This window comes from Yersinia enterocolitica (assembly GCA_002082245.2).
In the GTDB taxonomy this organism is placed as follows: Bacteria; Pseudomonadota; Gammaproteobacteria; order Enterobacterales; family Enterobacteriaceae; genus Yersinia; species Yersinia enterocolitica_E.
The window spans coordinates 1,417,778-1,442,597 of sequence record NBTC02000002.1 but is presented as its reverse complement, the minus strand read 5'-3'; the positions used below and the strand labels follow the sequence as shown (position 1 = coordinate 1,442,597).

The following is a 24,820-nucleotide window of genomic DNA, read 5'->3' as shown; positions in this document are numbered from 1 at the left end:
TGACGGTGGAACGCCTTTGCTGTCGAGTGGAGAGTCGTGCCAACTACGCTGATTTTTTACTGCGATAAATCCGCTGTGGCCGACCCACCTTGCCATAAATAATTTCTGCCTGTAGGGCCTGATTAGTGGCACAGAACTCCAGATAACGGCGTGCCGTAGTACGGCTTAATCCCAGAACCTGGGCGACAGTTTCTGCGGTGTACTCCGCCGTGTTATCACTGAATAGGGTTTGGATTTTGTCCAATGTCATCTGGTCTATGCCTAATGGTAGCGTCACTTTCTGTTCACCACGGGCATAGGTATTATACATTTCATCGATCTGGCGCTGATTAACCTTGGTACCATCTTGTAATACCTGATGGCGGTGGCTGTAACGGGCTAATGACTGCTCCAACCGCTCATAGGCTACCGGTTTAATCAGGTAATCAAAAACCCCATAACGGATTGCTTCAGATACCGTCTCACTATCGCTGGCAGCAGTGACGAAAATAATGCCACCAGAGAAACCCTGTAAGGTCATCTCACGCAGTAATTCCAGGCCACTACCATCGGGCAGATAGTTATCCAGCAAAATCAAATCAGGCTTGAAACGCGTCACCATGCTGCGGGCTTGTTGCAAGTTACCCGCGAGCCAAACTTCGTGGCAATAGCTGCTTTGTTTGATAAATTCTGCATGCATCTCTGCCAGCGGTGTTTCGTCTTCTACCACTAAAATATTAAGCCATTCCATGGGATCTCCTCATCTTTGAGATCAACGCGTCTTCGGAATAAAGACCGTAAATAAGGTGCCGCGCGGCGGATTTTCTTCTATCGTAATGGTGCCGCCACTTTGCTGAACATAGGTGGCTACCAGGTACAGGCCGATCCCGTGTTCGTCTGAATTTTTAGAGCTGATACCGCGTTCGAATAAGCTATCTTGCAGTTGTGGATCGATACCGCAACCGTGGTCAGCAACCTCCAAAATCAAGTTATCCCCTTCATCAGAGAGGTAAATCTCAACCTGTTTATCGCATTCCGGGTTCTTCAAGCTAGCCTCAAAAGCGTTATCCAGTAAATTCCCCATGATGGCAGCCAATTCGTTCTCCCCGATGGTGGGCGGCAGTATGCCCAACTGGCAACCGGGAATAAAGTTCAAGCTCAGCCCTAACTCCTTGGCCCGGTGGTATTTACCGAAGAGTAAAGCGGCAATTTGCCGGTTACTGAACGCGGTACGTAACATATCAATCAGAGCCTGATGGGATGAAGACTCGGTTTTTACCATCTCAAGCGCCCGATCAAACTCTTTCATCTGCAATAACCCACTGATGGTTGACATCCAGTTCAAGTGTTCATGGCGTACCGTGCGCAGATTCTCGACATATTGCTTAATCTGGCTCAGTTGGACGCTAAGAGTATGAATATCATCCTGGCTACGAAAGCTCACCACCCAGCCTTGAAACACCCCCTCTTCAGACCAAATACCCGCCCGATTGGCGATAGTATTCAAGCCATTAAAGGTACATAGCTCATCCTGACGGTTATCGCCGGTTTGATCGAGGAAGAAATGGTCAGGTGAGACCACTTCACTGACGTTGCAACCTATTAACTGTTGTGGTGTGGCGGAGATGTGCAGCATTTTACGCGCATTTTGATTGATTGCAGTGATCCTTCCCTCAGGATCAACCGCCAGCAGCCCTTCAAATACGGCACCAAACAAGGCTTCTTGTTGGCGCAATACCCGCGCTATCTCTTTCGGCTCCATTCCCATCATTTGTCGGCGGATGTGGTGTGCAAACAGCCATGACAACAATAGCAATACAATCAGCACCATGATAAACGAGTGAGTGAGTGGCAGCAGATAAATGAGTCGCCAGTGGTCAATCTTGCTGATGAGGTAGCCCAGAGAAACGACCCCGATGATTTGTCCGTGTTCGTCACGGATCGGGGTTTTGGCCCGCATCGCTTCCCCCATCGAGCCTTTACCGAAAATGATATAACTTTCACCTCGTTCCAGCGCACCGGGTTTCGTCCATTGCATCGGATAACCAATCATTTGCGGATTAGGGTGATACAGACGAATCGACTGAGTATCGCCAATCACCAGATAATCAAGATCTGAGGTATCACCTAACCGCCCCACAATTTGTGCTAACTGAGCTTTATCGCGGCGTTTTACTGCAGCCACCACCGAATCCATCGCGGCGATAATCTTGGCCTGATTCATCGCGGTTTTACTGACCTGATCCAGTAAATATTGTTCAAAACTGTGGCTCAGAAAACGATCAAGTGTACCAACCAAAATGATCGAGACGGTTAATAGCAGCAAAAATATACGCAGCGGGAAGGCAATATTCTTCAAGCGACTCCATTTCAGGCCGTGCCATTTTAATTTGCGTAATGGGGAAGAACCTGAAGAGGAACTGGGCATGCTACTCACCTTAATTAACATATGGACCATTAGCACAGGCATTAACATAAGTGAATTTAAGCAATAATTAAATAGCTAAGAGAAATAAAAAATAATATTAATAATTAAAGAAATTAAAACCATTAAATAACTTATATTTACTCTCTTATATGTGAAATAGGTCAATTAACCACGCTATTTTTATGTTTAGCATGTGGTCGTAAATTAATTGGAATTAAAAATCAGTTTTTAAATGGTTATTTTATATTGTTGTTTTTATGTGAATTTTTAATTTAAATCGCACGCTTTGACTTGCCTGATTATCGGGAGTTTAACTTGTGTTTTATTTGTTATATAAACGTTATGCTAGAGAGTGAATTATGGATACGGTATTTAGTCAAATTAATCGTTCAGAGCATCAGCAAATTGCAGAAATAACACGTTTCTTGCGTGCAAACGATCTGAATATAGATACCACTGTTGACGTATTTATTACCGTAAGCCGTAATGAACAACTCGTGGCCTGTGGCGGGATTGCCGGCAATATTATCAAATGCGTGGCAATCAGTGAGCAGGTTAGGGGGGAAGGATTGGCGCTGACCCTGGCGACCGAACTGGTCAATTTGGCCTATGAACGTCACCATAGCCATCTGTTTATTTATACCAAGACCAAGAATGAAGACTTATTTAAAACCTGTGGCTTTTATCCGATAGCCAGTGTCCCCGGTATTGTGGTGTTGATGGAAAATAGCGCCTGCCGCTTGCAGCGTTATGCCAAACAACTAAGCCAGTTACGCCAACCGGGACAAAAAATTGGCAGCATTGTAATGAATGCCAATCCGTTTACCCGTGGGCATCAATATTTAGTCCGCCAGGCCGCGGCACAGTGTGATTGGTTGCACCTGTTTTTGGTGAAAGAAGATAACTCGCGTTTCCCTTATGAAGATCGCCTGCAATTAGTGCTCAGTGGCACCGAGGATATTGCCAATCTTACCGTGCATCCAGGCTCGGAATATATGATCTCTCGTGCCACTTTCCCGTGTTATTTCATTAAAGATCAAGGTGTGGCCGATGACTGTTATACCGAAATCGATCTGAAGATATTCCGTCAATATTTGGCCCCGGCATTGGGTGTCACTCACCGCTTTGTTGGTACCGAACCGTTTTGTACCGTGACCGCCAAATATAACCATGACATGAGCTACTGGCTGGAAACCCCGTTATTAGTCTATCCCCCCATCTCACTGGTAGAAATTGAGCGCCTTAAATATCACAACACCGCTATTTCTGCCTCTTGGGTACGCAAATTACTGGCTCAGGGGGATGGCGAAACCATTCGTAAATTGGTCCCCCCCGCCACCTGCCACTATCTACAACGCCTGCTGGCGCAGCGGGCAAAAAAGGTAGCTTCAGCAAAGGATCCAGCCCTGTTTTAGTCGAATAAAGCAGGGCACAAAGATAGGTGCAGATACGTAGATCAGCAATCTCGAATTTGAAGACAAGTTAATCAGGTGAAAAATGAAAATTATCAGAGAGGCCGTCGCCGGAACACTGGAGTCGAGCGACGTGATGGTGCGCATTGCGCCATTAAATCCACCCGAAATAGATCTGCAAATACATAGCAGTGTGGATAAGCAGTTTGGTGAAGCTATTCGTTACAGCGTTTTAGCGCTGTTGGAACAGTATCGGCTAAGCGGAGTGCAACTGATTATTGACGATAAAGGCGCACTGGATTGCGTGTTGCAGGCACGGTTGGAAACCGCGCTACTCAGGGCAAGTGACGAAAAAATTCTGCCATGGAGAGTATCGTGATGAAACCTGAAATGAAAAACAGAATGCGTCGCAGCATGTTATTTGTTCCTGGCGCTAATGCTGCAATGGTAAGCAATGCCTTTATTTATCAGGCTGATGCATTGATGTTCGATCTGGAAGACTCGGTTATTCTGCGCGAAAAAGATGCCGCCCGACGTTTGGTCTATCACGCCTTGCAACACCCGCTTTATCAAGATGTGGAAACCATTGTGCGAGTCAATGCGTTGGACTCAGCCTACGGACTGGCCGATTTGGAAGCGGTGGTCCGAGGGGGGGCCGATATTGTACGTCTGCCCAAAACTGACTGTGCGCAAGATGTGACCGATATGGCACGCGAGATCAGCCGTATCGAGTCGGAATGCGGCCGTGACGTTGGCAGTACAGGTCTGCTGGCCGCGATTGAGTCAGCACAAGGGATTACTCAGGCACTGGCTATTGCACAGGCATCTCCGCGCCTGATGGGGATTGCATTAGGTGCGGAGGACTATGTGCGTAACTTGCGTACCGAGCGCTCACCAGAAGGTATTGAGCTGCTGTTTGCGCGCTGTTCAATTTTGCAGGCGGCCCGCGCTGTTGGAATTCAGGCTTTCGATACCGTCTATTCCGATGCCAACAACGAAGCCGGTTTTTTGCAGGAAGCCGCATTGATCAAACAACTGGGCTTTGATGGCAAATCGCTGATTAACCCACGGCAAATCGAACTGCTACATAACCTCTACGCCCCGACCGAGAAGGAAGTCCACCACGCACAACGCGTGGTCGATGCGGCGGCGGCGGCGGAAGCCGAAGGACGTGGGGTGGTCTCCCTGAACGGCAAGATGGTAGATAGCCCGGTGATTGAACGGGCACGGTTGGTTTTGCAACGTGCGGTCAGTGGCCTGCGTGAGGAATAAAAGATGAATAGGCAACAACGAGTAGAAAGCTTAAGTCGCACTCAGGATAACGGCCCGGCGTACCACCTGTATCAAAACACCTCGAAAGCGAATTTACAGGCGCAGAAACCCCGTGATATCAAAATATGTGACTCACTGGAGACAGTTATCCGCCGTTGCGGGTTGCAAGATGGCATGACTATCTCCTTTCACCATGCTTTTCGTGCTGGTGATTTAACCCTGAATCTGGTGATGGATACCATTGCCGCCATGGGATTCAAAAATCTGCGTCTGGCCTCCAGCTCGCTGAGCGACTGCCATTCACCGCTGGTGGATCATATCCGCAATGGGGTGGTCAGTGAGATCTATACCTCTGGTCTGCGCGGGCCGTTGGCAGAGGAGATCTCTCGTGGGTTACTGGCTAAACCCGTACAGATTCACTCCCACGGTGGCCGGGTTAATCTGATTGAATCCGGCGAACTGACTATCGATATTGCCTTTATCGGCGTACCGGCCTGTGATGAATTTGGTAACGCCAATGGCTTTAGCGGTAATGCCTGTTGTGGCTCGTTGGGCTATGCCAGAGTCGATGCAGAATATGCACACTGTGTGGTATTGCTGACAGAAGCGGTGGTGACCTATCCCCATCATCCAGCCAGTATTACCCAAGATCAAGTTGACCTGATTGTACAGGTTGAAAAGGTCGGTGATGCCGACAAGATCGGTGCTGATACCACCCGAATGACCTCGAATCCTCGTGAGTTACTGATCGCCCGCCGAGCTGCCGAGGTGATTGCCGGTTCTGGCTATTTTATCGATGGATTTTCTTTGCAGACCGGGACCGGCGGGGCATCGCTGGCAGTGACGCGCTTCCTTGAGGATAAAATGCTGCGGCGCAACATTACTGCCGCTTTTGCCCTCGGTGGCATTACTTCAACAATGGTAGAACTGCACGAAAAAGGGCTGATTACCAAGTTGTTGGATGTGCAAAGCTTTGACCGGCAGGCTGCTTCCTCACTGGCCCGTAATCCACGTCACATCGAAATCAGTGCCAATCAATACGCCAATTTTAGTTCGAAAGGTGCGTCAGTCGACCGACTGGATGTGGTGGTGCTCAGTGCTCTGGAGATTGATACCCGTTTTAACGTCAATGTACTGACCGGCTCGGATGGCGTGTTACGCGGTGCCTCTGGCGGCCATTGCGATACGGCGGTCGCCGCCCGACTCTCTATCATCGTCGCTCCCTTGGTTCGTGGCCGGATCCCGACGCTGGTCAATGACGTCACCACCTGTGTGACGCCCGGCTCCAGCGTCGATATTTTAGTGACCGATCATGGTATTGCGGTTAATCCAGTCCGGCCCGAATTGGCAGAACGCTTACAGCAAGCCGGTTTAGCCGTAGTCACCATCGAATGGCTGCATCAGCGCGCGTTACTGCTGACTGGCGTGCCACAACCTATTGCATTTACTGATCGCGTCGTAGCGGTGGTGCGCTATCGCGACGGCTCAGTAATTGACGTTGTGCATCAAATACAGGAGTAGGCGATGAACACTCTCTCTCCTGCGTTAGCGGCCAACCGGCCCATCAGCTTACCGGAGTTACTTACCAGCCGTGAGTCCCGTCAGAGCAGACAACAGGCGTGGCTGGCTCGCCATCAGGTGACGTTGATTTCACTGACGTTGGTGGCACCCGGTGCGGTGAAAGATAACCCATTGACGCGCAAATTATTTGCATTGGCATGGCAGGCGATCACCTCGCTAAGTCAACAGCAGTGTTGGCCAGTGTTGCAACAAGAGATTTTTCCACTGCCGACCGGCTGTGAAGGTTTGATTGCGGTGGATTTACCTGCGGAACAGGTGAAGGACGCCGCGTTGTTACTTGAGCTAAAGCACCCGCAGGGCCGGTTATGGGATATCGATGTGCTTGATGCATCGGGGCAAATCTTATCGCGCCGTGATGTGGGGTTAGCGCCGCGCCGCTGTCTGCTTTGTCACCGTCCAGCCAATGTCTGTGCCCGCGCGCAAACCCACAGTATTGACCAACTATTGGTTCAGATGGAGTTGATGCTCAATGCCACAACTGCAACGCACTGACAACAGGGCGGCTCAATCACCTGTCGCCTCCTCTGACTTTGCCAAAAAATATGGCGCACTGGCGTATCGCGCCATGCTGGCAGAGGTGAATCTGACACCGAAACCGGGCCTGGTGGATCGCTTCAATTGTGGTGCACATAAGGATATGGCGCTGATCGATTTTTATCACAGTGCTGATGCTATTGCGCCGTGGCTCCCGCGCTTTATAGAACAGGGCATCAACCACGCTCAGCTTGGTGGGCAGGCAGCACTGAACAGCCTGCGACCGCTGGGACTGGCGTGTGAAAATAGTATGTTCCACGCCACTGGGGGGGTGAATACCCATAAAGGTAGCATTTTTTCGCTGGGATTAATTTGCTGTGCGTTGGGGCGGCTGAAAGCGCGAGGTGAATGGATTAGCGCTGATGCTATTTGCCAGGAGGCGGCGCGTCTGTGCTCTGGGCTGACAGAGCGTGAGTTGCGTCAATCCAATCCACAACAAACGGCGGGCCAACGGCTGTTCAATCACTATGGCCTGACCGGCGCACGCGGCGAGGCCGAATCTGGCTTCGCTACCGTGTTGAATTATGCCTTGCCGGCTTACCAACGCTTATTAGTTAACGGGGCGGAATCCGACCATGCCTTATTGCACACTTTGCTGATTTTGATGTCCGTCAACCGCGATACCAATGTGGTATCCCGTGGCGGTATGGCCGGGCTGCAATGGCTGCAACAGCAGGCGACAGAGATTCTGGCTTCACTCGCATCGGCAGGGATGGGTTCTCCTCTCAGCCTGAGGCGGGTGCGAATGTTTGATACCCAATGTATCGCCCGCAACCTTAGTCCCGGCGGCAGTGCTGACCTGCTGATCCTAACCTGGTTTCTGGCGCAGTTCCCTCATCATCTCCCTCACAAAAATAATAGCGTTGTTATTGAACCAGTAACAGCTATAGGAGTATCTCTATGTTGAAGTCGCAAGAGAAATTATGGAAAGCGCTCGCGCCTTTTGTGGTGCTGGCTGTTCTGCTGTTGATTCCCACCCCGGAAGGAATGCCACCTCAAGCCTGGCGCTATTTTGCGATTTTTGTCGCCATGATTGTTGGGATGATTTTAGAACCGATTCCAGCCACCGCGATAAGCTTTATCGCCGTGACGATATGTGTACTGAGTTCAGATTGGGTGCTATTTAGTGCGGCTGAAGTGGCTGATGCCAGCTTTAACGGCGGTAAAGAGTCTTTAAAATGGGGGCTGGCCGGGTTCTCCAGTACCACTGTCTGGCTGGTGTTTGGGGCATTTATCTTTGCGCTGGGTTATGAAGCCACCGGACTTGGCCGCCGTATCGCCCTGTTCATGGTGAAATTCATGGGCAAACGTACCCTGACGTTGGGTTATGCCATTGTTATTATAGATATTCTGTTGGCACCCTTTACACCATCAAATACTGCCCGTACCGGGGGAACAGTGTTCCCGGTAGTAAAAAATCTGCCACCCCTGTTTGATTCATTCCCCAATGATCCGTCGTCACGGCGTATCGGGGGGTACCTAATGTGGATGATGGTGATCGGGACCAGTATCAGCTCCTCCATGTTTGTCACTGGCGCGGCACCTAACGTACTGGGTATCGAGTTTGTCAATAAAATTGCCGGTGTCCATATTGGCTGGATGCAGTGGTTTTTGGCGTTCCTGCCCGTTGGGTTAATTTTACTGATAGTGGCACCCTGGCTCTCTTATGTGTTGTATAAACCCGGCGTGACCAAAAGCGATGAGGTAGCGGCTTGGGCGCAAACAGCACTGACTGAGATGGGGGCGTTAACGCGCAAGGAAGCAATCCTAATTGGTTTGGTGCTGCTGAGCCTGTGCTTATGGGTGTTTGGCGGTAAATTCATTGATGCGACGGCGGTAGGGTTGCTGGCAGTATCCCTGATGTTGGCACTGCATGTGGTGTCGTGGAAAGACATTACTAAATACTCAAGTGCCTGGAACACGCTGGTCAATCTGGCCACACTAGTGGTGATGGCCAATGGCTTAACGCGGTCGGGCTTCATTGATTGGTTCGCCAATACCATGAGTACCCATTTGGATGGTTTCTCGCCGAATATGACGGTGGTCGCGCTAGTATTGGTGTTCTATTTCTCTCATTATCTGTTTGCCAGCTTGTCTGCCCACACGGCAACCATGCTGCCGGTTATTTTGGCGGTCGGTAAAGGTTTAAGTGGTGTGCCGATGGAACATTTATCTATGCTGCTGGTGTTATCCATTGGGATCATGGGTGTCCTGACGCCGTATGCGACTGGCCCTGGTGTGATTATCTATGGCTGTGGTTATGTGAAATCGAAAGATTATTGGCGGCTGGGTGGCATCATGGGGGTGTTCTACATCTCAATGTTGCTGCTGGTGGGCTGGCCAATCATGAGCCTGTGGTATTGATGACAAAGTAACCGTGAGAAGGGCCGGTCAGCGGCCCGACTCATGATTATCGGTTTATCAGCCGGTGTACACGCCAAATACCCTTGGCAGCCACAGTGATATTTCAGGAATATAAGTGACCAACATCAGCACCAGGAACAGTGCGCCGTAGAACGGCAACATCGCTTTCACCACTTGTTCAATCTTCTGTTTACTCACCGCACTGGCGACAAACAGCACCGACCCCACCGGGGGAGTGATCAGACCAATTCCCAAATTGATCAACATAATCATACCGAAATGGACCGGATCAATACCTAATGAATTGGTCACTGGCATCAGTACCGGTGTTAGGATCAAAATCAGCGGTGCCATATCCATCAAGGTGCCAATCAGCAGCAGCATGATATTGATACACATCAGAATCACGTATTTGTTATCAGAAACCGAGGTAAAGAATTCAGTGATACGTTCTGGCAACTGCATGTAGGTCATGATAGCGCCGAAACTGGCGGCAAAACCTATTAAAATCATCACGATAGTGACAGTTTTTACTGTGCGATACATCAGTTTAGGCAATTCGGACCATTTATAGTCGCGATAGATAAACATAGTGACAAAGAATGACCACAAACAGGCAATCGCGGCAGATTCTGTGGCGGTAAATACCCCGGAAAGAATTCCTCCCATGATGATGACCACCGTCATCAACCCCCATAATGTATCGACAAAGATTTTGAGCGCCTGACGGAACGGCACTCGTTCACCTTTAGGGTAACCTCGCTTATAGGCAAAGCCGACACACATTAGCATCAGGGTAAAACTGAGCAGCAAGCCCGGTAAAATCCCGGCAATAAACAGTGCCGCGATGGATACGGTGCCGCCGGTTGCCAGTGAGTAAATCACCGAATTATGGCTGGGTGGGGTCAATATCGCCTGCACTGAACCACTGGCGGTGACTGCGGCGGCAAAATCACGCGGATAGCCTTTTTTATCCATTTCCGGGATCATTACCGAGCCAATGGAGGCGGTATCTGCCACTGATGATCCTGAAATGGCACCGAAAAATGTTGAAGCCACAATGTTAACTAGCGACAAACCACCACGGATGAAACCAACGAAAATATAGGCGAAACTCACCAGCCGCCGTGCGATGCCACCTTCGGCCATAATGGCCCCCGCCAGAATAAAGAACGGAATGGCCAGTAATGAGAATTTATTGACGCCACTGGTGATTTGAATCATCACCGCTTCCAACGGTAAATCAATCCAAAATGCACCGGCGATGGCACTTAAACCGACGGCATAAGCCACCGGGACACCAATAGCCAGCAAGATTGCCAGCGTAAAAACTAAAATAAATGCGTCCATAAGGCAAAGTTCCCCAAATTATGAATTGCCGATCATCACTACCGGGCGGTGGGTCTGCGGGCCAAAAAATAGCCGCTCGATGATAAACATCAGCGTAATCGCGGAGCCGATTGGCAGAGGAATATAGCTTTGTCCGGCTGTCAGTAATGGGAACTCAGCCACTGGTTGTGACCAAAGCTCGCTACACAGAATGTAGCTATAGACCAAAATAAACAGGCTTATCAGCACCATCAGCAAATCAACCAATAACAGGCATACTTTTTTACCGGTCTCAGAGAGCCGATCAGTGACCATACTGACAGCAATATGTGAACCAGAACGATAACTGGCGGCAGCACCAATAAAAGTAAATGTCACCATACATAATATGGCGACGGGTTCTGGCCAGGATAAGCCATCGTTTTGGACATAACGGGCAAATATCCCCATAGGGATAACCACAACCATAATGATTAAGGCAATACCAGCGACCCAGATTGACAGGCGATATAACGCATCCATCGTTGATAGATAATAGCGAGCCATAGCGGAGACCTCAGTGTACCCAGGGTCATTGGCTACAACCCCCATGACCTTGGGTAAATATCAGTAGTATTAAAATATTTAATACTGTCGGAAAGATGTTATTGCACGGCTGCAATCTGCTTGATCAGTTCTTGATGATCCTTACCGAATTCATCACGAACGGGTTGAGTGGCTTTATAATAATAGTCATGGTCCATTTCATGATATTGCACGCCACCGGCTTTCATTTTGTCATGGGATTGCTGCACATAGGCTTGCCATAATACGCGCTGCTCAGCCTGTGCTTCTTTGGCCAATTTCAGAATAGTTTGTTGATCTTCAGCAGATAATTTATCCCATTTTGTTTTGGAATAAAGGAACAGCTCAGGAATAATAAAATGGCCGCTCAGGGTATAGTTTTTGACAACCGGCAGATAATTGTGGGCGATAAAGGTCGGTTCGTTATTTTCGGTACCATCAATCACCCCGGTTTGCATCCCGCTGAATACCTCGCTTACACCCATACTGAGTGAGTTGGCACCCATGGCCTTAAGGGTAGCCAGTGCAATCGGGCTGCCCTGAACGCGGATTTTCATACCTTTGAGATCTTCTGGTTTAACCACCGGTTCTTTGGTAATCAGATTACGGGTACCCGCATCCATCCAGCCGAGAAATACCAATTTTGAGTTCTTATTGTTAGTGATTTTATCACCGATTTCTTGGCCGATTTGACCATCAATAACTTTATGTAAATGGTCTTCGTCGCGGAACATATAGGGCAGGGTAAAGACACTGATCTCCGGCAGAATAGAGGCAACAGGGGTCATAGAAACACGAATAATATCAATTGCTCCCATTTGAGCCTGTTCTATCATTTGCTTTTCATCACCTAAGACGCCACCTGGGAATGTTTTAATTTCCAGGCGACCATCCGTTGCGGTCTTTAGTTTGTCACCCATATTTTTAACAGCAACAACATTAGGATAATCTTTGGGATGAACATCGGCAGCTTTAATTTGTTGAGCAGAGGCCATTTGACTAAATAATATGGCAGAAATAGCCAGGCACAGTGTGGGCAAAGGCTTTGGGAATTTCATTCAGTGTTCTCCAGAAGTCGCTATACAAAAGATAAAATGGATTATTTTTAATAATGGGATAGGTATATACCCAATAGAATTCAAGCAGCAGGTGCGTATCTGTAACCTGTAACCTGACGGATATATCAATATATAAAAAAAGGTTATTCCTTTATCCCTCTGGTAATTAACCTAGCTGTTTACTTTTTCTTTTAAATTGACCATTGTCACAGAAAAAGAAACGTCAGGAACTGCGTTTCAATAATTGTGAAGTGACATTTCATAATGAATTAAGTCGTATTGGGTTATTTGTTGATGGGATTGGTGTTTTGGCTTTTGGTAGCAACTTGCTTTCACTGATGTGTTTTAGCCATCGGGATAGGTTCGGATATTGTGGTGCTGTGGGTTAACTACTATTATAAAGGCCTATGAATCCAGATGATTAGGATAACGCGTGACGTCGGTATTTATTCGTAACTTTACCTTTGCCGCACTGCCAGCCAGCGGTTTAAATGGCCAACCATTGTTTCACGGCCTGTTGGCAAAATGTGATTTTGATGTCAATGAATACCGGGATGAGCTGTTTGCTGCTTATGGCATTGCGTTTCCCGGCAGTTTACAAAAAGCAGTGGCAAAACGGCGTGCCGAATACCTGGCGGGCCGTTTTGTCGCCCGACAAGTGCTGAATATGCTTGAAGTACGCAATTATCCGTTAGCGAATGGGCTAGATCGCGCGCCACTATGGCCCGCCGGTTTGATTGGCAGCATCAGTCATAACAACCAACGTGCTCTGTGCACTGCGCAAATTATAACGCCGGCTACAGAGTATTCTGATCAAAGTGCCCATGTCCACGGTGTTGGGCTAGATATTGAAAGCCTGATTGCAGTTGAAAGGGCGAATGATCTATGGCCCGGAATCCTTAGTGAGCAGGAGTACCGCGATCTTCAGGAAGGCCCATTAGTATTCAACCATTTACTGACATTGGCTTTTTCAGCCAAAGAGAGTCTATTTAAAGCGGTGTATCCACAGCTAGGGCGTTATTTTGACTTCCTGGAGGCCCGTTTCCTGAGTTATTCCATGGCATCAGGGCGTTTTGAGTTGCAGCTATTACGCGATCTCAGCAGTGACTTCCCAGCAGGCCGCATTTTTACGGGATGTTTCACTGTTAATGACAGTGATATTCAAACATTTATTGCTTACTAAGTTGGGGCTAGTCACTTGTTGTAATAACTTTTTATTTTTTTAAGTTGGAAATTTCAATCAATATAGACTAAATATTTGACTATCAACCATATTTATTTGATAGGACATCATGAAATATATAGTGCTATTCGCTTTTATCTTATGTGTAGTCTATGTGCATTTTCGTGGCAAAGTTCGCTACAAGTTCTGGCGTCAGCTCTCAGATCATTCGACATTTGTTTCACCAATCAATGTGTTTATGTATCTGTTTTCACGGGTACCCACCACGCCCTATTTAAAGCAGGATCTCTTCCCTGAATTGACCGTGCTGCGTGAAAACTGGCAGCAAATCAGGGATGAAGGTAAGGCGCTGATGGAAATCCAGCAAATCAAAGCATCGGATAAATATAATGATGCGGGTTTTAATTCGTTTTTTAAAACTGGCTGGAAACGTTTTTATCTGAAATGGTATGAAGATAGCCATCCCTCGGCGATGACACTTTGCCCCTATACCACCTCGTTATTACGCGGATTACCTTCGGTAAAGGCAGCGATGTTTGCTGAATTACCGCACGGTAGCCGCCTGCCTCGGCATCGTGATCCTTATGCCGGTTCTTTACGTTATCACCTTGGTTTAATCACCCCGAATGATGACCGCTGTTTTATTGATGTTGATGGCACCACTTACAGTTGGCGTGACGGTCAAGGCATTTTATTTGATGAAACTTATATTCATTATGCCGAGAATCAGAGTGGGCAGAATAGGCTGATCCTGTTTTGTGATATTGAGCGGCCAATGCGTTACCGCTGGGCGCAATGGATTAACCACTGGTTGGGGCGCAATTTAATGAGTGCAGCCACAGCCCCCAACGAAGAGGGGGATCGTACCGGTGGTGTCAATCGTATGTTTAAATACATCTATGCAGTGCGCAAGGTGGGGAAACGGTTGAAAGCCTGGAATCGTAGGATCTATTATTTGATTAAATGGATATTATTCGGTGGTATTGCCGTATTGATTTTTTATGCACTGTAAAAGAAAACAGCTCACAGAACAGACTATCAAATAGCGAAAGCCCCGCCCAACCTTAGCTATACGGGGCTTTCTCATCAATTATCTTGATCACTTTTCTTTTTTGACGCCCGCAACCCCGCCACAAATCCAGACTCAGACCAACATCACACCCAAAATTGATACTTAGAGTCGTCAAAAACCAATGAAATATTTTATTCTATTGATGGCTTATTTTGAAATAATATAGTTATCTAAGTCACAAAATTGTAAATTTTTTTGTAATTATAGCGTGAATAACGCATCAGTGCCGTCATCTATTCTAAGTATAATATTACTTATATATCAGTGAGATAATTGTGTGTTTGATGATGAGATACCTGTATTACCTGAAATTCCCCTCACCAAAAATGAAATTATAATGCCATGTTGTGATCGATATAGAATTTTAATTTCAATCAAAATGATATGTTGTGTCACAGTGAGTTAACATACTTATCAGTGATAACGCCAGTTGAGGATCGCCAGAAACCGCTAGCGAGCATTCATTGATAGTCTATTTTTGTCTCGTCAGGAGGATATAGATGAAAGAAGTCAGTGTTGGATTGATTGGTGGTGGTTATTGCAGTCAAGCCGTCGGTTGGTTTCAGGCCGCAACCTTTGTTTGTGCTGTCAGCAGAATGAGGGGCTGGGACGTCGGTTGAGGCGGGGTAGCAAAATATAACGTATTACCAGTACCACCATGGTAATCGGTACATTTTAAAAATTGGGAGCGCAAAAGGATCATGCAAAATAAAAACCGTAGCAAGAATCATATAATATCGCACTCTGGAATAAAGCTTATTTGTCTTCAATAACTGCATTTATCTTATTAATAAATCAGAGTGTCAAAAAGTTCTTCATCACCTCCATGTTTTAAGGTGGAGAAGGAGTTACTTTTGTTTTTTGAAACCCTTTTTGACATTAAATGGATAATCAAATAAAAAGGTAATGATATGTCGTTAATGATGAATCTCAATGCACAACAGAGAAAACGATTACATCAAATAACATTAGTCGCTACATTTGGTGGCTTGCTCTTTGGTTATGATACCGGTGTTATTAATGGTGCATTTTCTTCATTGAAAGAAAATATGGCCCTGACGCCGACGACAGTGGGCCTGGTAATGAGTGTACTATTGGTCGGTGCCGCCATTGGTAGTGTTTTTGGCGGAAAATTGGCTGACTTTTTTGGTCGAAGAAAATACCTGCTCTATCTCTCCTTCGTTTTTTTCTTTGGTGCGTTATTGTGTGCATTATCACCTAATATCACCACTCTTTTAATTGCCAGATTTTTGCTTGGTTACGCGGTAGGCGGGGCATCGGTTACTGCACCTACATTTATATCCGAGGTTGCACCGACAGAAATGCGGGGCAAACTTACCGGGTTGAATGAAGTTGCCATTGTTATTGGACAATTAGCAGCATTTGCAGTAAATGCGGTAATTGGTATTGCCTGGGGCCATCTACCTGAGGTCTGGCGTTATATGCTATTGGTTCAAACTATCCCTGCTATTTGCTTGTTAGTGGGAATGTGGCGTTCGCCAGAAAGCCCCCGTTGGTTGATCAGTAAAAATAGGCGGGAAGAGGCATTAGTAATTTTAAAACAAATTCGCCCTGAGCCACGGGCTATTAAAGAATTTAATGATATCGTAACGTTGATTGATATCGAAAAAGAAAAGAAATTGTATGCTAAAAATGATTTGGCTATTATTTTTCAAACACCGTGGATCTTAAAATTAATTTTGGTAGGTATTGCCTGGGCAGCTTTACAGCAAACTACCGGTGTTAACGTCATTATGTATTATGGTACGGAAATATTAAAAACTGCCGGATTCTCGGAAAGAATGTCGCTAATCTGTAACGTGTTAAATGGCGTTTTTTCTGTCGGGGGGATGGTTATTGGGGTTATGTTCCTGGTTGATCGTTTTAAACGGAAAACACTGATTGTGTATGGTTTTGCCCTGATGGCAACGCTGCACTTGATTATTGCTGGTGCGGATTATTATCTGGTTGGTGAAATAAAGGCAACTGTTATTTGGTTGCTGGGTGCACTGTTTGTCGGGGTCATGCAGGGTACGATGGGCTTTCTGACTTGGGTCGTATTAGCAGAACTGTTCCCATTAAAGATTCGTGGCCTATCTATGGGGATCTCAGTATTTTTCATGTGGATCATGAATGCCATTGTGAGTTACTTGTTCCCCGTGCTTCAGGCGAAACTTGGCTTAGGTCCGGTCTTCTTGATTTTTGCTCTTATCAACTATCTGGCGATTATCTTTGTGATTACCGCCTTACCAGAAACATCCAATAAATCATTAGAACAACTTGAAGAAGAACTGTCTGCCGGTAATTAATAACATAATTTTTATATGAGATAAAAAAGATCATATCGCAAAGGGGACAGATAATGATAGATAATATTACCGTTGATAACCTACACTTAGGATGTCATGCAAAAAATAAAGCTGAAGTTTTAGCAATGATAGGAAAAGAGTTTAAATTAAAAGGTTATATTAACCAAGAATGTATCTCTTTTCTTAATGAAAGAGAACAACAAGTCTCTACATTCTTGGGGAATGGTATTACCTTACCTCATCTGCCTAAATCAGCCACAAATACCATTGTTAAAACCGGTGTTGAAATTTTTCAATTCCCTGATGGTGTCATCTGGGATAGAAGTAATGTTATGTTTATTGCCATTGGGGTTATTGCTAAAGAAAAGGAGCATATTGATGTGTTAAAAGATGTAGCCTCGATTTTTAGTGATGAAATTATTGCCAATGCGCTCTCATTAATCTCAAATAAACAGGATTTTCTCCGTATCCTTAATCGTAAATAGGGGGAGGGTCGTGTAAGCCTGGAGTTGTAGGGCTTATTAGCAGATTAAATAGTAAAAAGCTCACTTGAGGTTGCTTAAGTGGGCTTTTTTAATTTGGTAGTTGTAAAACCATCTCAATGTGCTGGCTGACGCTTAACAGTAGTGATTTTTATTAACCATTTCGGCATAAAGTTATTAAGGCGATTTGATGCCATTCGCGCATGTTCTCATCCTGAAAGAGAACCTAGGTACTCAGAAAAAGGTTACCAACGACAATAAAGGTATTGGTCCTTTTATTTTGGCAAGCAGTGAAATGAACAGAAGACAATAAAGAATTATTTTCAGTAACACTTTAGGTATTTGAACGCAAAACCAATGCCTAAAGTGGCTTCATTATAATAATCAGCCTTTTATTTATAGTTTTATGAAGTTCATTTTATAGAGTGTTAGACGACGCGGGCATGCCGAATAAACCGGAGTGGCAGGGTATCAACCCACCGGACAGTAACTCTGGAAGATAGCCGCGCACGTCTGGATCAGTTCGGGGAATTGCCGGTAAAGGCTATTCCCCGCAACCGCGGTTAATCTATGAGGGAGATGTATGATGAACGGCAATAACATCAGTAATGTCGATCTCGCCCCTATTAACTTGTGCGACCTTGCGTTCTGTCGCTGAGTTTGATTCTGCCGAGTTGTGTTGAATGGGGTACCAGTTATTCAGCCTATCAATGTAGGCGATGACATTTGTGTGTATTCTGTTGTGACTGAATGACATCTCAGGATGACTTATATCGTTGCCCTGTGTTGCTATCAGGTGTACCACCAAATACATGCATAGGGCTTGCGATACGTTACTGCGATAGTTGTTGTAGCCTTGAGCGTTGGAAAAGGACTGCTGAGCAGGCCCAGACATGTTGTAGTAGTACTCGTCGTTCTCATAATAGATGAAATACGGGGCTAAGCCTGGGCGGCTTATCATGACCTCCATGACCTTCCCACCAAACCAATTGCGTGGTCGGTCTTGCAAGCTGTCTGCCGTCATAACGACTTTCCCTGATTGCGTTATGAGGAGGACCGATGCCCCCATCTGCTCAAGATTAACTGCGATTTGTCTCTGAGTTTGCTCGACCTGAGACTCCCGCTTCCTGGCAGATAAGTCCATTTCGTTGGCATGACTCTCGCGTGATTCAGCTAATAATCCTGCATCCTCGATAAAGAACGTATCTATACCACGAAGCGGCTGAGAATGCTCTCCGTAGGGTGATTTTGCAATGATATGTCCCACGATAGAGCAACGGGCCATGGCAGCGAGCTTTTCACTTACACCTGACGATCTCATCGCAGCATGTAACTGATTTAGGCCATCAACGATTTGATCCGCGGCTGAATCGGGTTTTAACCGGTTCAAACCCCCTTCGTAGAAGTCCTTGTTTATGCCAGTTCGCTTGACGAATGAATGAACGAAATCAAAATTGCTCATTGTGGCTGCATCCAATTCATAAGCGATAACGTCCACCGTAGCGCCGTATTTTCGGCAAATCACATCATAAAAGCGGGCGGCACAAACCATTATCGAATATATCAGGCTATCCCCAGAATTCGCGTCTTTGGCAAATTTAGCGAGATTATTTGCTCCAAATCCACCTCGATCCGCTGCCTCCAACTGCCAGAGAATAGCTGTGGCTCGAGGATGACCGGCTTCCGCTGCTTTATACCAACAGTCTGCCGCCAGATCGAAATCATAGGGTGTCACACTGCCTGCCCCCCAAAGAAGAGAAAGATTGAATAATGCCGAAACGTGACCTCCCCGAGCAGCATTGCCTAAGTGTCTACTTGCAGCGTTGCAATCGCCTGCCCGTAAGGCCTCAACACCACAAACGTATTCGGCTTCCACGTCTTCTGATGTGCTGGTGAAAAACGGATCCTGAAACTCAGCCATATTCATATTCCTTCGCGTCGACTAATATCCATCTCGCACTTTTGTACGGATGTCTCCGTTGCACACAACGTTGTAATTTCCAGGATATCTAACAATTAACATATCAAAATGTCGGCCTGGTACGATAATAGCCGCACAGGATCAATCCAAATATAGGCTGGTGGATAACGGCAAACGAAGCAAAATAACGTATTCCAAACCGCCATTAGCAGTGGTGTAATCTGCTTTTTTTACGGCTAAAAAGCCAGTTTAGTACACTACACTTCTTGTTATTTGTTGAGCAAGGTGAGTTGCAGAAAATTCTGATTACAGGAAGGTTTAGTGTTTATGGTTGCAGCATCATCGCCACCATTCTCTATTTTTAACCCTCTTTTTTCGGCCAACACTAACGTATTGATTTTATACAGGATTTGTCGAGAGTATTAAAAAAGCCTTTTTTACCCTCGCAGTCTATTTTTCTTTTACCATCAGCAAGTTATGTGTATTTTATAACTGTTCACTGCCGTATCGGCAGGCTTAGAGAAGAGGCTTCGGCCAGTAACACACAAAAACGATCAAAAAAACAAAAGCAAAAAGCCCGCTTAGTTTCCTAAGCGAGCTTTTCTAATTTGGCTCCTCTGACTGGACTCGAACCAGTGACATACGGATTAACAGTCCGCCGTTCTACCGACTGAACTACAGAGGAATCGTGTGAACGGGGCGCATGATATCTAGCATGCCCGATACTGTCAACGCTAAATTAGTACATTGCGATTGACTGCTCAGCATCTGAGCAAAGAGGGTGGATATAGCGGCTAAATAAGGCCAGTCCGCGATTTATTATTAACTATCGACTCTTTACTGCTTCAACGAAGGTATAGGTAATTAACTTAGTGGCTGCATATTATCGGTATTTTGATTATCCGCTAACCCATTTTCCCAACGTTTTAATCTGGCGAGTGGGTCCTGACGATAGAATGCGCAGAAATGCTGATAAACAACAGGAAAACGACTTTCTAATAGTTCAGGCGCACTGAAGAAATACTCTGATAATACCGCAAAACATTCCGCCGGATCACTGGCGGCATACGCATCCATACTGGCAGCCTCGACACCTACCATATCTATCTCATCTTGAATACTGTCCATCGCCTGATGCAGGTCATATTCCCATGCAGCTACATCACGCATAGCAATAGGAGGCACCCCGTTAGAATTGCCACCATTACGCATATCCAGCTTGTGTGCGGCCTCATGAATAACCAGATTAAAGCCTGATAAATCAAAGGAATCTTGAATATCTTGCCAGTTCAAGACAATCGGCCCTTGTTCCCAACTTTGACCCGATTGTACCGTTTGACCAGAGTGCACCAAGCCGAGATCATCTTGCCAGTCGTCGTCAACCACAAAAGGTGAAGGATAAATAAGGACTTCATGAAAGCCATCTAACCATTTGGCGCCGAGTTCCATCACTGGCAGTGCGAATAGCAGACAAAGGCGGGCTTGCATCAGCGGTGTTAGTTCTAACCCCTGCAATGGCACCAGCCGCTTTTGTTGCAGCAAATTACTGGCAACAGAAACCAGCCGCTGCTGCTCCTGCTCATTCAGCGGAGCCAACAGTGGGATGTTCAGTGCTTCCTGCCACTGCGCAAGCATCTCCGCTTGCGGTTGATTTGCTTTCCACAGCCACTTAATCATCAGGTTGCCCACAAAGTGATAATTCGAATATCTAAAGCAGGGAGGTGTTGCCATAAACATGCCGTAAAAAGGTGCATGATCGCAACCGTTTCATGGAGAGATACCGGAGCGGCTGAAGAGGTTGCCCCGAAAACGACTGAGAAGATAACCTTTCTAAGGGGAAAACCCCGCTTGCTCCGCCATTATTCAAGCACTTATAGAAAAAAAATTCAGCGATCCTTATCACACTAAGTTGGCGTGGCAAGATGATAAATAATAGATCAGGGTTGTTGATTGTTTGCTGCTATTTAGGCCTATATTTAATTATGACATCAGAGAGTTCTGACTGATGAATCCCAAATGCAGGAGAAGGCTATTCGCGGCTTAACCGGTTTCATTGTAATACTGACGGCACTACTGCTGCCGGGCAGTGTTGCCTATGCAGCGATGGCGGGTGATGCCAGCCCGATGTTCATGCCAATATCGAGTCTCCTTACCTCTGACCCGATTCGGGTCGCTCAACACCATTTTGAGCAGATTGAATCCTATCAGGTCATAATTCATTCTCTGTCAGCACAAGGCGAGGCTACGGTGATTCGTTATAGCTATCGTAAGCCGGGATATGTGCGTATGGATTTTACTGAACCCCACAATGGCGCCGCGCTGGTCTATAGCCCTGACAGTGGCAAAGTTCGATTATGGCCCTTCGGTGTAAACACGCTACCTGTGCTGAGCCTTTTGCCCACCAATACCTTAATACGCGATAAAAATGGCCACCGGGTGGATCAATCAGACATTGGAAGGTTGTTAGACAACATCCAGCGCCTGCAACAAGGTGGCAAGACCGCAATTCTTGGTGAGGAGGTTTTCGCGCAACAACTGGTATTGCACCTCTCAATAACTGGCCCGGCCGGTTTCACTGTGGATAAGGTGCATCGCTGTGACATCTGGCTAGATAATCGATCCCATTTGCCTGTCAAAGTGATCAGTTATGGGGTGGATGAAAGGCAACTGGAAACGGTCATTATGGAGGCAATGATTATCAATTTGCATTTTCCTGAGCGTTTTTTCACCCCTTGATGCGGAGTTCGCTGGTATGGCTGAGTATCGGTTTTCCACCATTTGGCAGGTCAAGGCACCGCTTCAGGCAGTATGGGATATTTTATGCCACCCGGATATGTGGCCGTATTGGTGGAAAAGCCTGGAGCAAATCATTGAGATAGAAAAAGGCGATCTACAGGGTATCGGCGCATTACATCGTTATACCTGGAAAGGTGTACTTCCTTATCGGATAACCTTTGATATTCATGTAGTAACCATTATGCCTTTACATTTGTTAGAGGGGCAGGCGAGTGGTGAAGTTGAAGGGATTGGGCAGTGGTCATTATTTTACAATGGCAGCGACACCATTGTTCGTTACGATTGGCATATTCGAACCAATACGCGCTGGATGAACTGTCTGGCACCAATAGCTGCCCCATTATTTCGCTGGAATCATGATAGCGTTATGCGAGAAGGTGCCAAAGGGTTAGCGCGTAAATTAGGCACACAGGTGGAGATGAGGTGATGCTATCGCTCCATAAGATGGCATTACGTACTGGCTTACAATGATTGGCAGAGTCAAAAAAGATAACAGTAAGTGATAATTATTTCTGTTTATAAGATAATAAAAGTGGCTATTTTTGTTTCTTTTTGTCATGAGATTTGTTGATATTAATTTAATTTTTCGATAAATAGATATTTTTCACTTAAATATTATAAATAATTTGTAAAGATCATTTTTGGCTAAATTTATGTTTGGCATTTTTTGATGTGTTATATCTAAGAATGGTATTTTTTTAAGATGTCCTCATCTATCAGCGTAAGAAAAGTCCCACAAGCCTGTTTTATATTGTTTTTTTATTTATGAGTCATTCACGTGTTTAATATCGAATATAACTTATTTTTATATGTTATCTATCGATTGTAGGTAATTTCCCACACGGAATGAGATATGTCCTGCCGTGAATTTCCACTCTTCTTTTGTTTGTATTCTGTGATTCTTATTATTTGGTAATGCATTTATAACATCACGTTTTGGACTGGATTGACAATATTTAAAATGCTGAAATAATAGCCGTACGAAATCGGATGTCACTGATTCAGGATATTAATCCTAATTAATAGTATTGGTCTAAAACCTTATTTTAAAGCACAGGGAAATAAACATGAAAATTAAAACTAGCAATGCATTAATCGCTGCTATTGCAAGCGTATTTATTGCACAATCAGCATTTGCTGCTGATGGAACTATTACCATTAACGGTCAAATTACAGATACGACTTGTGGTGTCTCTGTCAACAACGGCACTAAAGATGGGACCGTTAACTTACCGACTATTTCTGCAAGCGCACTGAGTTCAGTCAACTCCGTTGCGGGTACCACTCCTTTCAATATCTCGTTGTCTGGTTGTACTGGGGCGACACTGAATAACGCTTATGCTTACTTCGAACCAGGTGCTTTTGTTGAGACCAGCACTGGCCGGTTGAACAACAATAGCGGTACAGCAACTGGTGTTCAGGTTCGTTTGTTAGACAAAAGCAGCACAGCAATCATGGTAGGCGGCGCTAGCCAGGGCGGCGTGGTGGAAGATATTTCCACTGGTGATGCAACATTGGGCTACTACGCACAATATTATGCGAATAGTGGCACTGTTGGTGCTGGTACCGTTGTAACACAAGTCGACTATACTATTGTTTACGATTAATCAAAGCGTGTGATATAGCGTAGCTGGTGGCAAGTGATTGTTATAGCTAATGTTATCTGTTGCCAAATGGGAGCTTAATGCTCCCTGTTTCATTCGCTCTATAATTGGAAACTCTTATGCGCAAAACATACTTTATAGCCTTTGCTTTTGTCACATTACTGGTTGCAGCAACGGTTACCCGTGCTGAAGTAATGATCACGGGTACGCGTGTTATTTATGACGAGAAGCAGCGTGAAGGTGTGGTTAAGGTTTCCAATACCGGTAATATGCCGGTTCTTCTTCAAGCCTGGATTGATAACGGTGATGCGAATGCGCGTCCTGATACCATCAAGGTGCCTTTTAGTGTTACGCCACCAGTAGTGCGTCTGGATCCTAAACGGGATCAGACTATTCGCCTGTTCCGTACTGGCAGCGGCTTAGCAACCGATCGTGAAACGCTTTTTTGGTTTAATTTGCTAGAGATTCCGCCTAAACCCACTAAAGGTGCCACGGGGGAAGATAATAAATTGCAATTGGCTTTTCGTACCCGAATAAAAATGTTCTATCGCCCAGCAGAATTAACGATGCCGATAGAACAGGCTATTACGAATCTGACCTTTTCTAAAAAGGGCAATCAACTGGTTATAAAAAATGCATCACCGTATTATATAACCTTTAGAAAATTGGAGTTACGGGCATCAAAAGAGAGCCCGGCGGTGGCGAACTTGAGCAAAATAAATAATAAGATGATTGCACCTTTTGCTGAGCTTAGCTTACCGGTTAGCGCTAACGGACCAATAAATAATACTACACAAGTTTTTTATTCTGTTATCAATGATCAGGGTGGCGAGACGCAGGGTGTTCAAAAGTTGGCGCAATAAAAACATAAATATAATTAATTAGTCTTTCTCTGCATCCACCGGGTGCATATTTATTAAATGGCCTCGATA

22 protein-coding genes and 1 tRNA gene are annotated in these 24,820 nt (G+C 45.8%); 15 read left to right on the top strand and 8 right to left on the bottom strand.

Annotated elements, in window-relative coordinates; all coding sequences use genetic code 11:
* Window positions 1–43: 43 nt before the first annotated feature.
* Together dpiA and A6J66_007975 are read right to left on the bottom strand one after the other, a co-directional pair.
* Window positions 44–730, bottom strand: a complete 687-nt coding sequence (dpiA, locus tag A6J66_007980) for a response regulator (protein PNM24142.1) — start codon at window positions 728–730, stop codon at window positions 44–46.
* 21 nt (window positions 731–751) lie between these two features.
* Complete coding sequence (locus A6J66_007975; GenBank protein ID PNM24141.1) at window positions 752–2,407, bottom strand: histidine kinase; 1,656 nt, start codon at window positions 2,405–2,407, stop codon at window positions 752–754.
* A 359-nt stretch (window positions 2,408–2,766) separates the two neighbouring features.
* Between A6J66_007975 and citC the strand changes: the two genes are divergently transcribed.
* From citC to A6J66_007940, 7 genes are all read left to right on the top strand, one after another.
* Window positions 2,767–3,822, top strand: a complete 1,056-nt coding sequence (gene citC, locus A6J66_007970; protein ID PNM24140.1) for a [citrate (pro-3S)-lyase] ligase — start codon at window positions 2,767–2,769, stop codon at window positions 3,820–3,822.
* 82 nt (window positions 3,823–3,904) lie between these two features.
* Entirely contained in the window at window positions 3,905–4,198 is a 294-nt protein-coding gene (gene citD / locus A6J66_007965; GenBank protein ID PNM24139.1) for a citrate lyase acyl carrier protein, read from the top strand.
* Window positions 4,195–5,091: a citrate (pro-3S)-lyase subunit beta gene (gene citE / locus A6J66_007960; GenBank protein ID PNM24138.1), complete on the top strand. Its 897-nt coding sequence runs from the start codon at window positions 4,195–4,197 to the stop codon at window positions 5,089–5,091. The genes citD and citE overlap by 4 nt, the downstream gene beginning before the upstream one ends.
* Before the next feature lie 3 nt (window positions 5,092–5,094).
* The gene (gene citF / locus A6J66_007955) at window positions 5,095–6,612 is read left to right on the top strand and encodes a citrate lyase subunit alpha (protein PNM24137.1); all 1,518 of its coding nucleotides are present in this window, start codon (window positions 5,095–5,097) and stop codon (window positions 6,610–6,612) included.
* A gap of 3 nt (window positions 6,613–6,615) precedes the next feature.
* Window positions 6,616–7,164 carry a citrate lyase holo-[acyl-carrier protein] synthase gene (citX, locus tag A6J66_007950; GenBank protein ID PNM24136.1) on the top strand — a complete coding sequence of 183 codons (549 nt, stop codon included), beginning with the start codon at window positions 6,616–6,618 and terminating at the stop codon, window positions 7,162–7,164.
* Window positions 7,142–8,113, top strand: a complete 972-nt coding sequence (citG, locus tag A6J66_007945; protein ID PNM24135.1) for a triphosphoribosyl-dephospho-CoA synthase CitG — start codon at window positions 7,142–7,144, stop codon at window positions 8,111–8,113. Before citX ends, citG begins: the two co-directional genes overlap by 23 nt.
* On the top strand, window positions 8,107–9,570 hold the full coding sequence (locus A6J66_007940) for an anion permease (GenBank protein ID PNM24134.1): 1,464 nt from the start codon (window positions 8,107–8,109) through the stop codon (window positions 9,568–9,570). The genes citG and A6J66_007940 overlap by 7 nt, the downstream gene beginning before the upstream one ends.
* A 57-nt stretch (window positions 9,571–9,627) precedes the next feature.
* On the opposite strand, the gene A6J66_007935 is transcribed toward A6J66_007940, so the two are convergent.
* The 3 genes from A6J66_007935 to A6J66_007925 form a co-directional block, all read right to left on the bottom strand.
* On the bottom strand, window positions 9,628–10,920 hold the full coding sequence (locus tag A6J66_007935) for a TRAP transporter large permease (protein PNM24133.1): 1,293 nt from the start codon (window positions 10,918–10,920) through the stop codon (window positions 9,628–9,630).
* Window positions 10,921–10,938: 18 nt separating this feature from the next.
* Complete coding sequence (locus A6J66_007930) at window positions 10,939–11,445, bottom strand: TRAP transporter small permease (GenBank protein ID PNM24132.1); 507 nt, start codon at window positions 11,443–11,445, stop codon at window positions 10,939–10,941.
* 98 nt (window positions 11,446–11,543) lie between these two features.
* Complete coding sequence (locus A6J66_007925) at window positions 11,544–12,521, bottom strand: C4-dicarboxylate ABC transporter (GenBank protein PNM24131.1); 978 nt, start codon at window positions 12,519–12,521, stop codon at window positions 11,544–11,546.
* A 433-nt stretch (window positions 12,522–12,954) separates the two neighbouring features.
* On the opposite strand from A6J66_007925, the gene A6J66_007920 reads away from it, so the two are divergent.
* The 4 genes from A6J66_007920 to A6J66_007905 all read left to right on the top strand — a co-directional run bounded on the left by A6J66_007920 (window position 12,955) and on the right by A6J66_007905 (window position 17,570).
* Complete coding sequence (locus A6J66_007920; GenBank protein PNM24130.1) at window positions 12,955–13,704, top strand: phosphopantetheinyl transferase; 750 nt, start codon at window positions 12,955–12,957, stop codon at window positions 13,702–13,704.
* A 109-nt stretch (window positions 13,705–13,813) separates the two neighbouring features.
* Window positions 13,814–14,716 carry a lipid A hydroxylase LpxO gene (gene lpxO / locus A6J66_007915; protein PNM24129.1) on the top strand — a complete coding sequence of 301 codons (903 nt, stop codon included), beginning with the start codon at window positions 13,814–13,816 and terminating at the stop codon, window positions 14,714–14,716.
* Window positions 14,717–15,687: 971 nt separating this feature from the next.
* The gene (locus tag A6J66_007910) at window positions 15,688–17,085 is read left to right on the top strand and encodes a sugar porter family MFS transporter (protein ID PNM24128.1); all 1,398 of its coding nucleotides are present in this window, start codon (window positions 15,688–15,690) and stop codon (window positions 17,083–17,085) included.
* A 53-nt stretch (window positions 17,086–17,138) separates the two neighbouring features.
* Entirely contained in the window at window positions 17,139–17,570 is a 432-nt protein-coding gene (locus A6J66_007905) for a PTS sugar transporter subunit IIA (protein PNM24127.1), read from the top strand.
* A gap of 565 nt (window positions 17,571–18,135) precedes the next feature.
* Here A6J66_007905 and A6J66_007900 read toward each other — a convergent pair.
* From A6J66_007900 to A6J66_007890, 3 genes are all read right to left on the bottom strand, one after another.
* The gene (locus A6J66_007900; protein PNM24126.1) at window positions 18,136–19,488 is read right to left on the bottom strand and encodes a hypothetical protein; all 1,353 of its coding nucleotides are present in this window, start codon (window positions 19,486–19,488) and stop codon (window positions 18,136–18,138) included.
* 609 nt (window positions 19,489–20,097) lie between these two features.
* Window positions 20,098–20,173 (bottom strand) — tRNA-Asn (locus A6J66_007895).
* 179 nt (window positions 20,174–20,352) lie between these two features.
* Window positions 20,353–21,165: a DgsA anti-repressor MtfA gene (locus A6J66_007890; GenBank protein PNM24125.1), complete on the bottom strand. Its 813-nt coding sequence runs from the start codon at window positions 21,163–21,165 to the stop codon at window positions 20,353–20,355.
* A gap of 426 nt (window positions 21,166–21,591) precedes the next feature.
* On the opposite strand from A6J66_007890, the gene A6J66_007885 reads away from it, so the two are divergent.
* From A6J66_007885 to A6J66_007870, 4 genes are all read left to right on the top strand, one after another.
* The gene (locus tag A6J66_007885; GenBank protein PNM26931.1) at window positions 21,592–22,224 is read left to right on the top strand and encodes a DUF1571 domain-containing protein; all 633 of its coding nucleotides are present in this window, start codon (window positions 21,592–21,594) and stop codon (window positions 22,222–22,224) included.
* A gap of 16 nt (window positions 22,225–22,240) precedes the next feature.
* Complete coding sequence (locus tag A6J66_007880) at window positions 22,241–22,711, top strand: polyketide cyclase (protein ID PNM24124.1); 471 nt, start codon at window positions 22,241–22,243, stop codon at window positions 22,709–22,711.
* Window positions 22,712–23,351: 640 nt separating this feature from the next.
* Window positions 23,352–23,891, top strand: coding sequence for a type 1 fimbrial protein (locus A6J66_007875; protein PNM24123.1), 540 nt, complete (start codon window positions 23,352–23,354; stop codon window positions 23,889–23,891).
* A 116-nt stretch (window positions 23,892–24,007) separates the two neighbouring features.
* Window positions 24,008–24,751, top strand: a complete 744-nt coding sequence (locus A6J66_007870; GenBank protein ID PNM24122.1) for a molecular chaperone — start codon at window positions 24,008–24,010, stop codon at window positions 24,749–24,751.
* Window positions 24,752–24,820 lie beyond the last annotated feature (69 nt).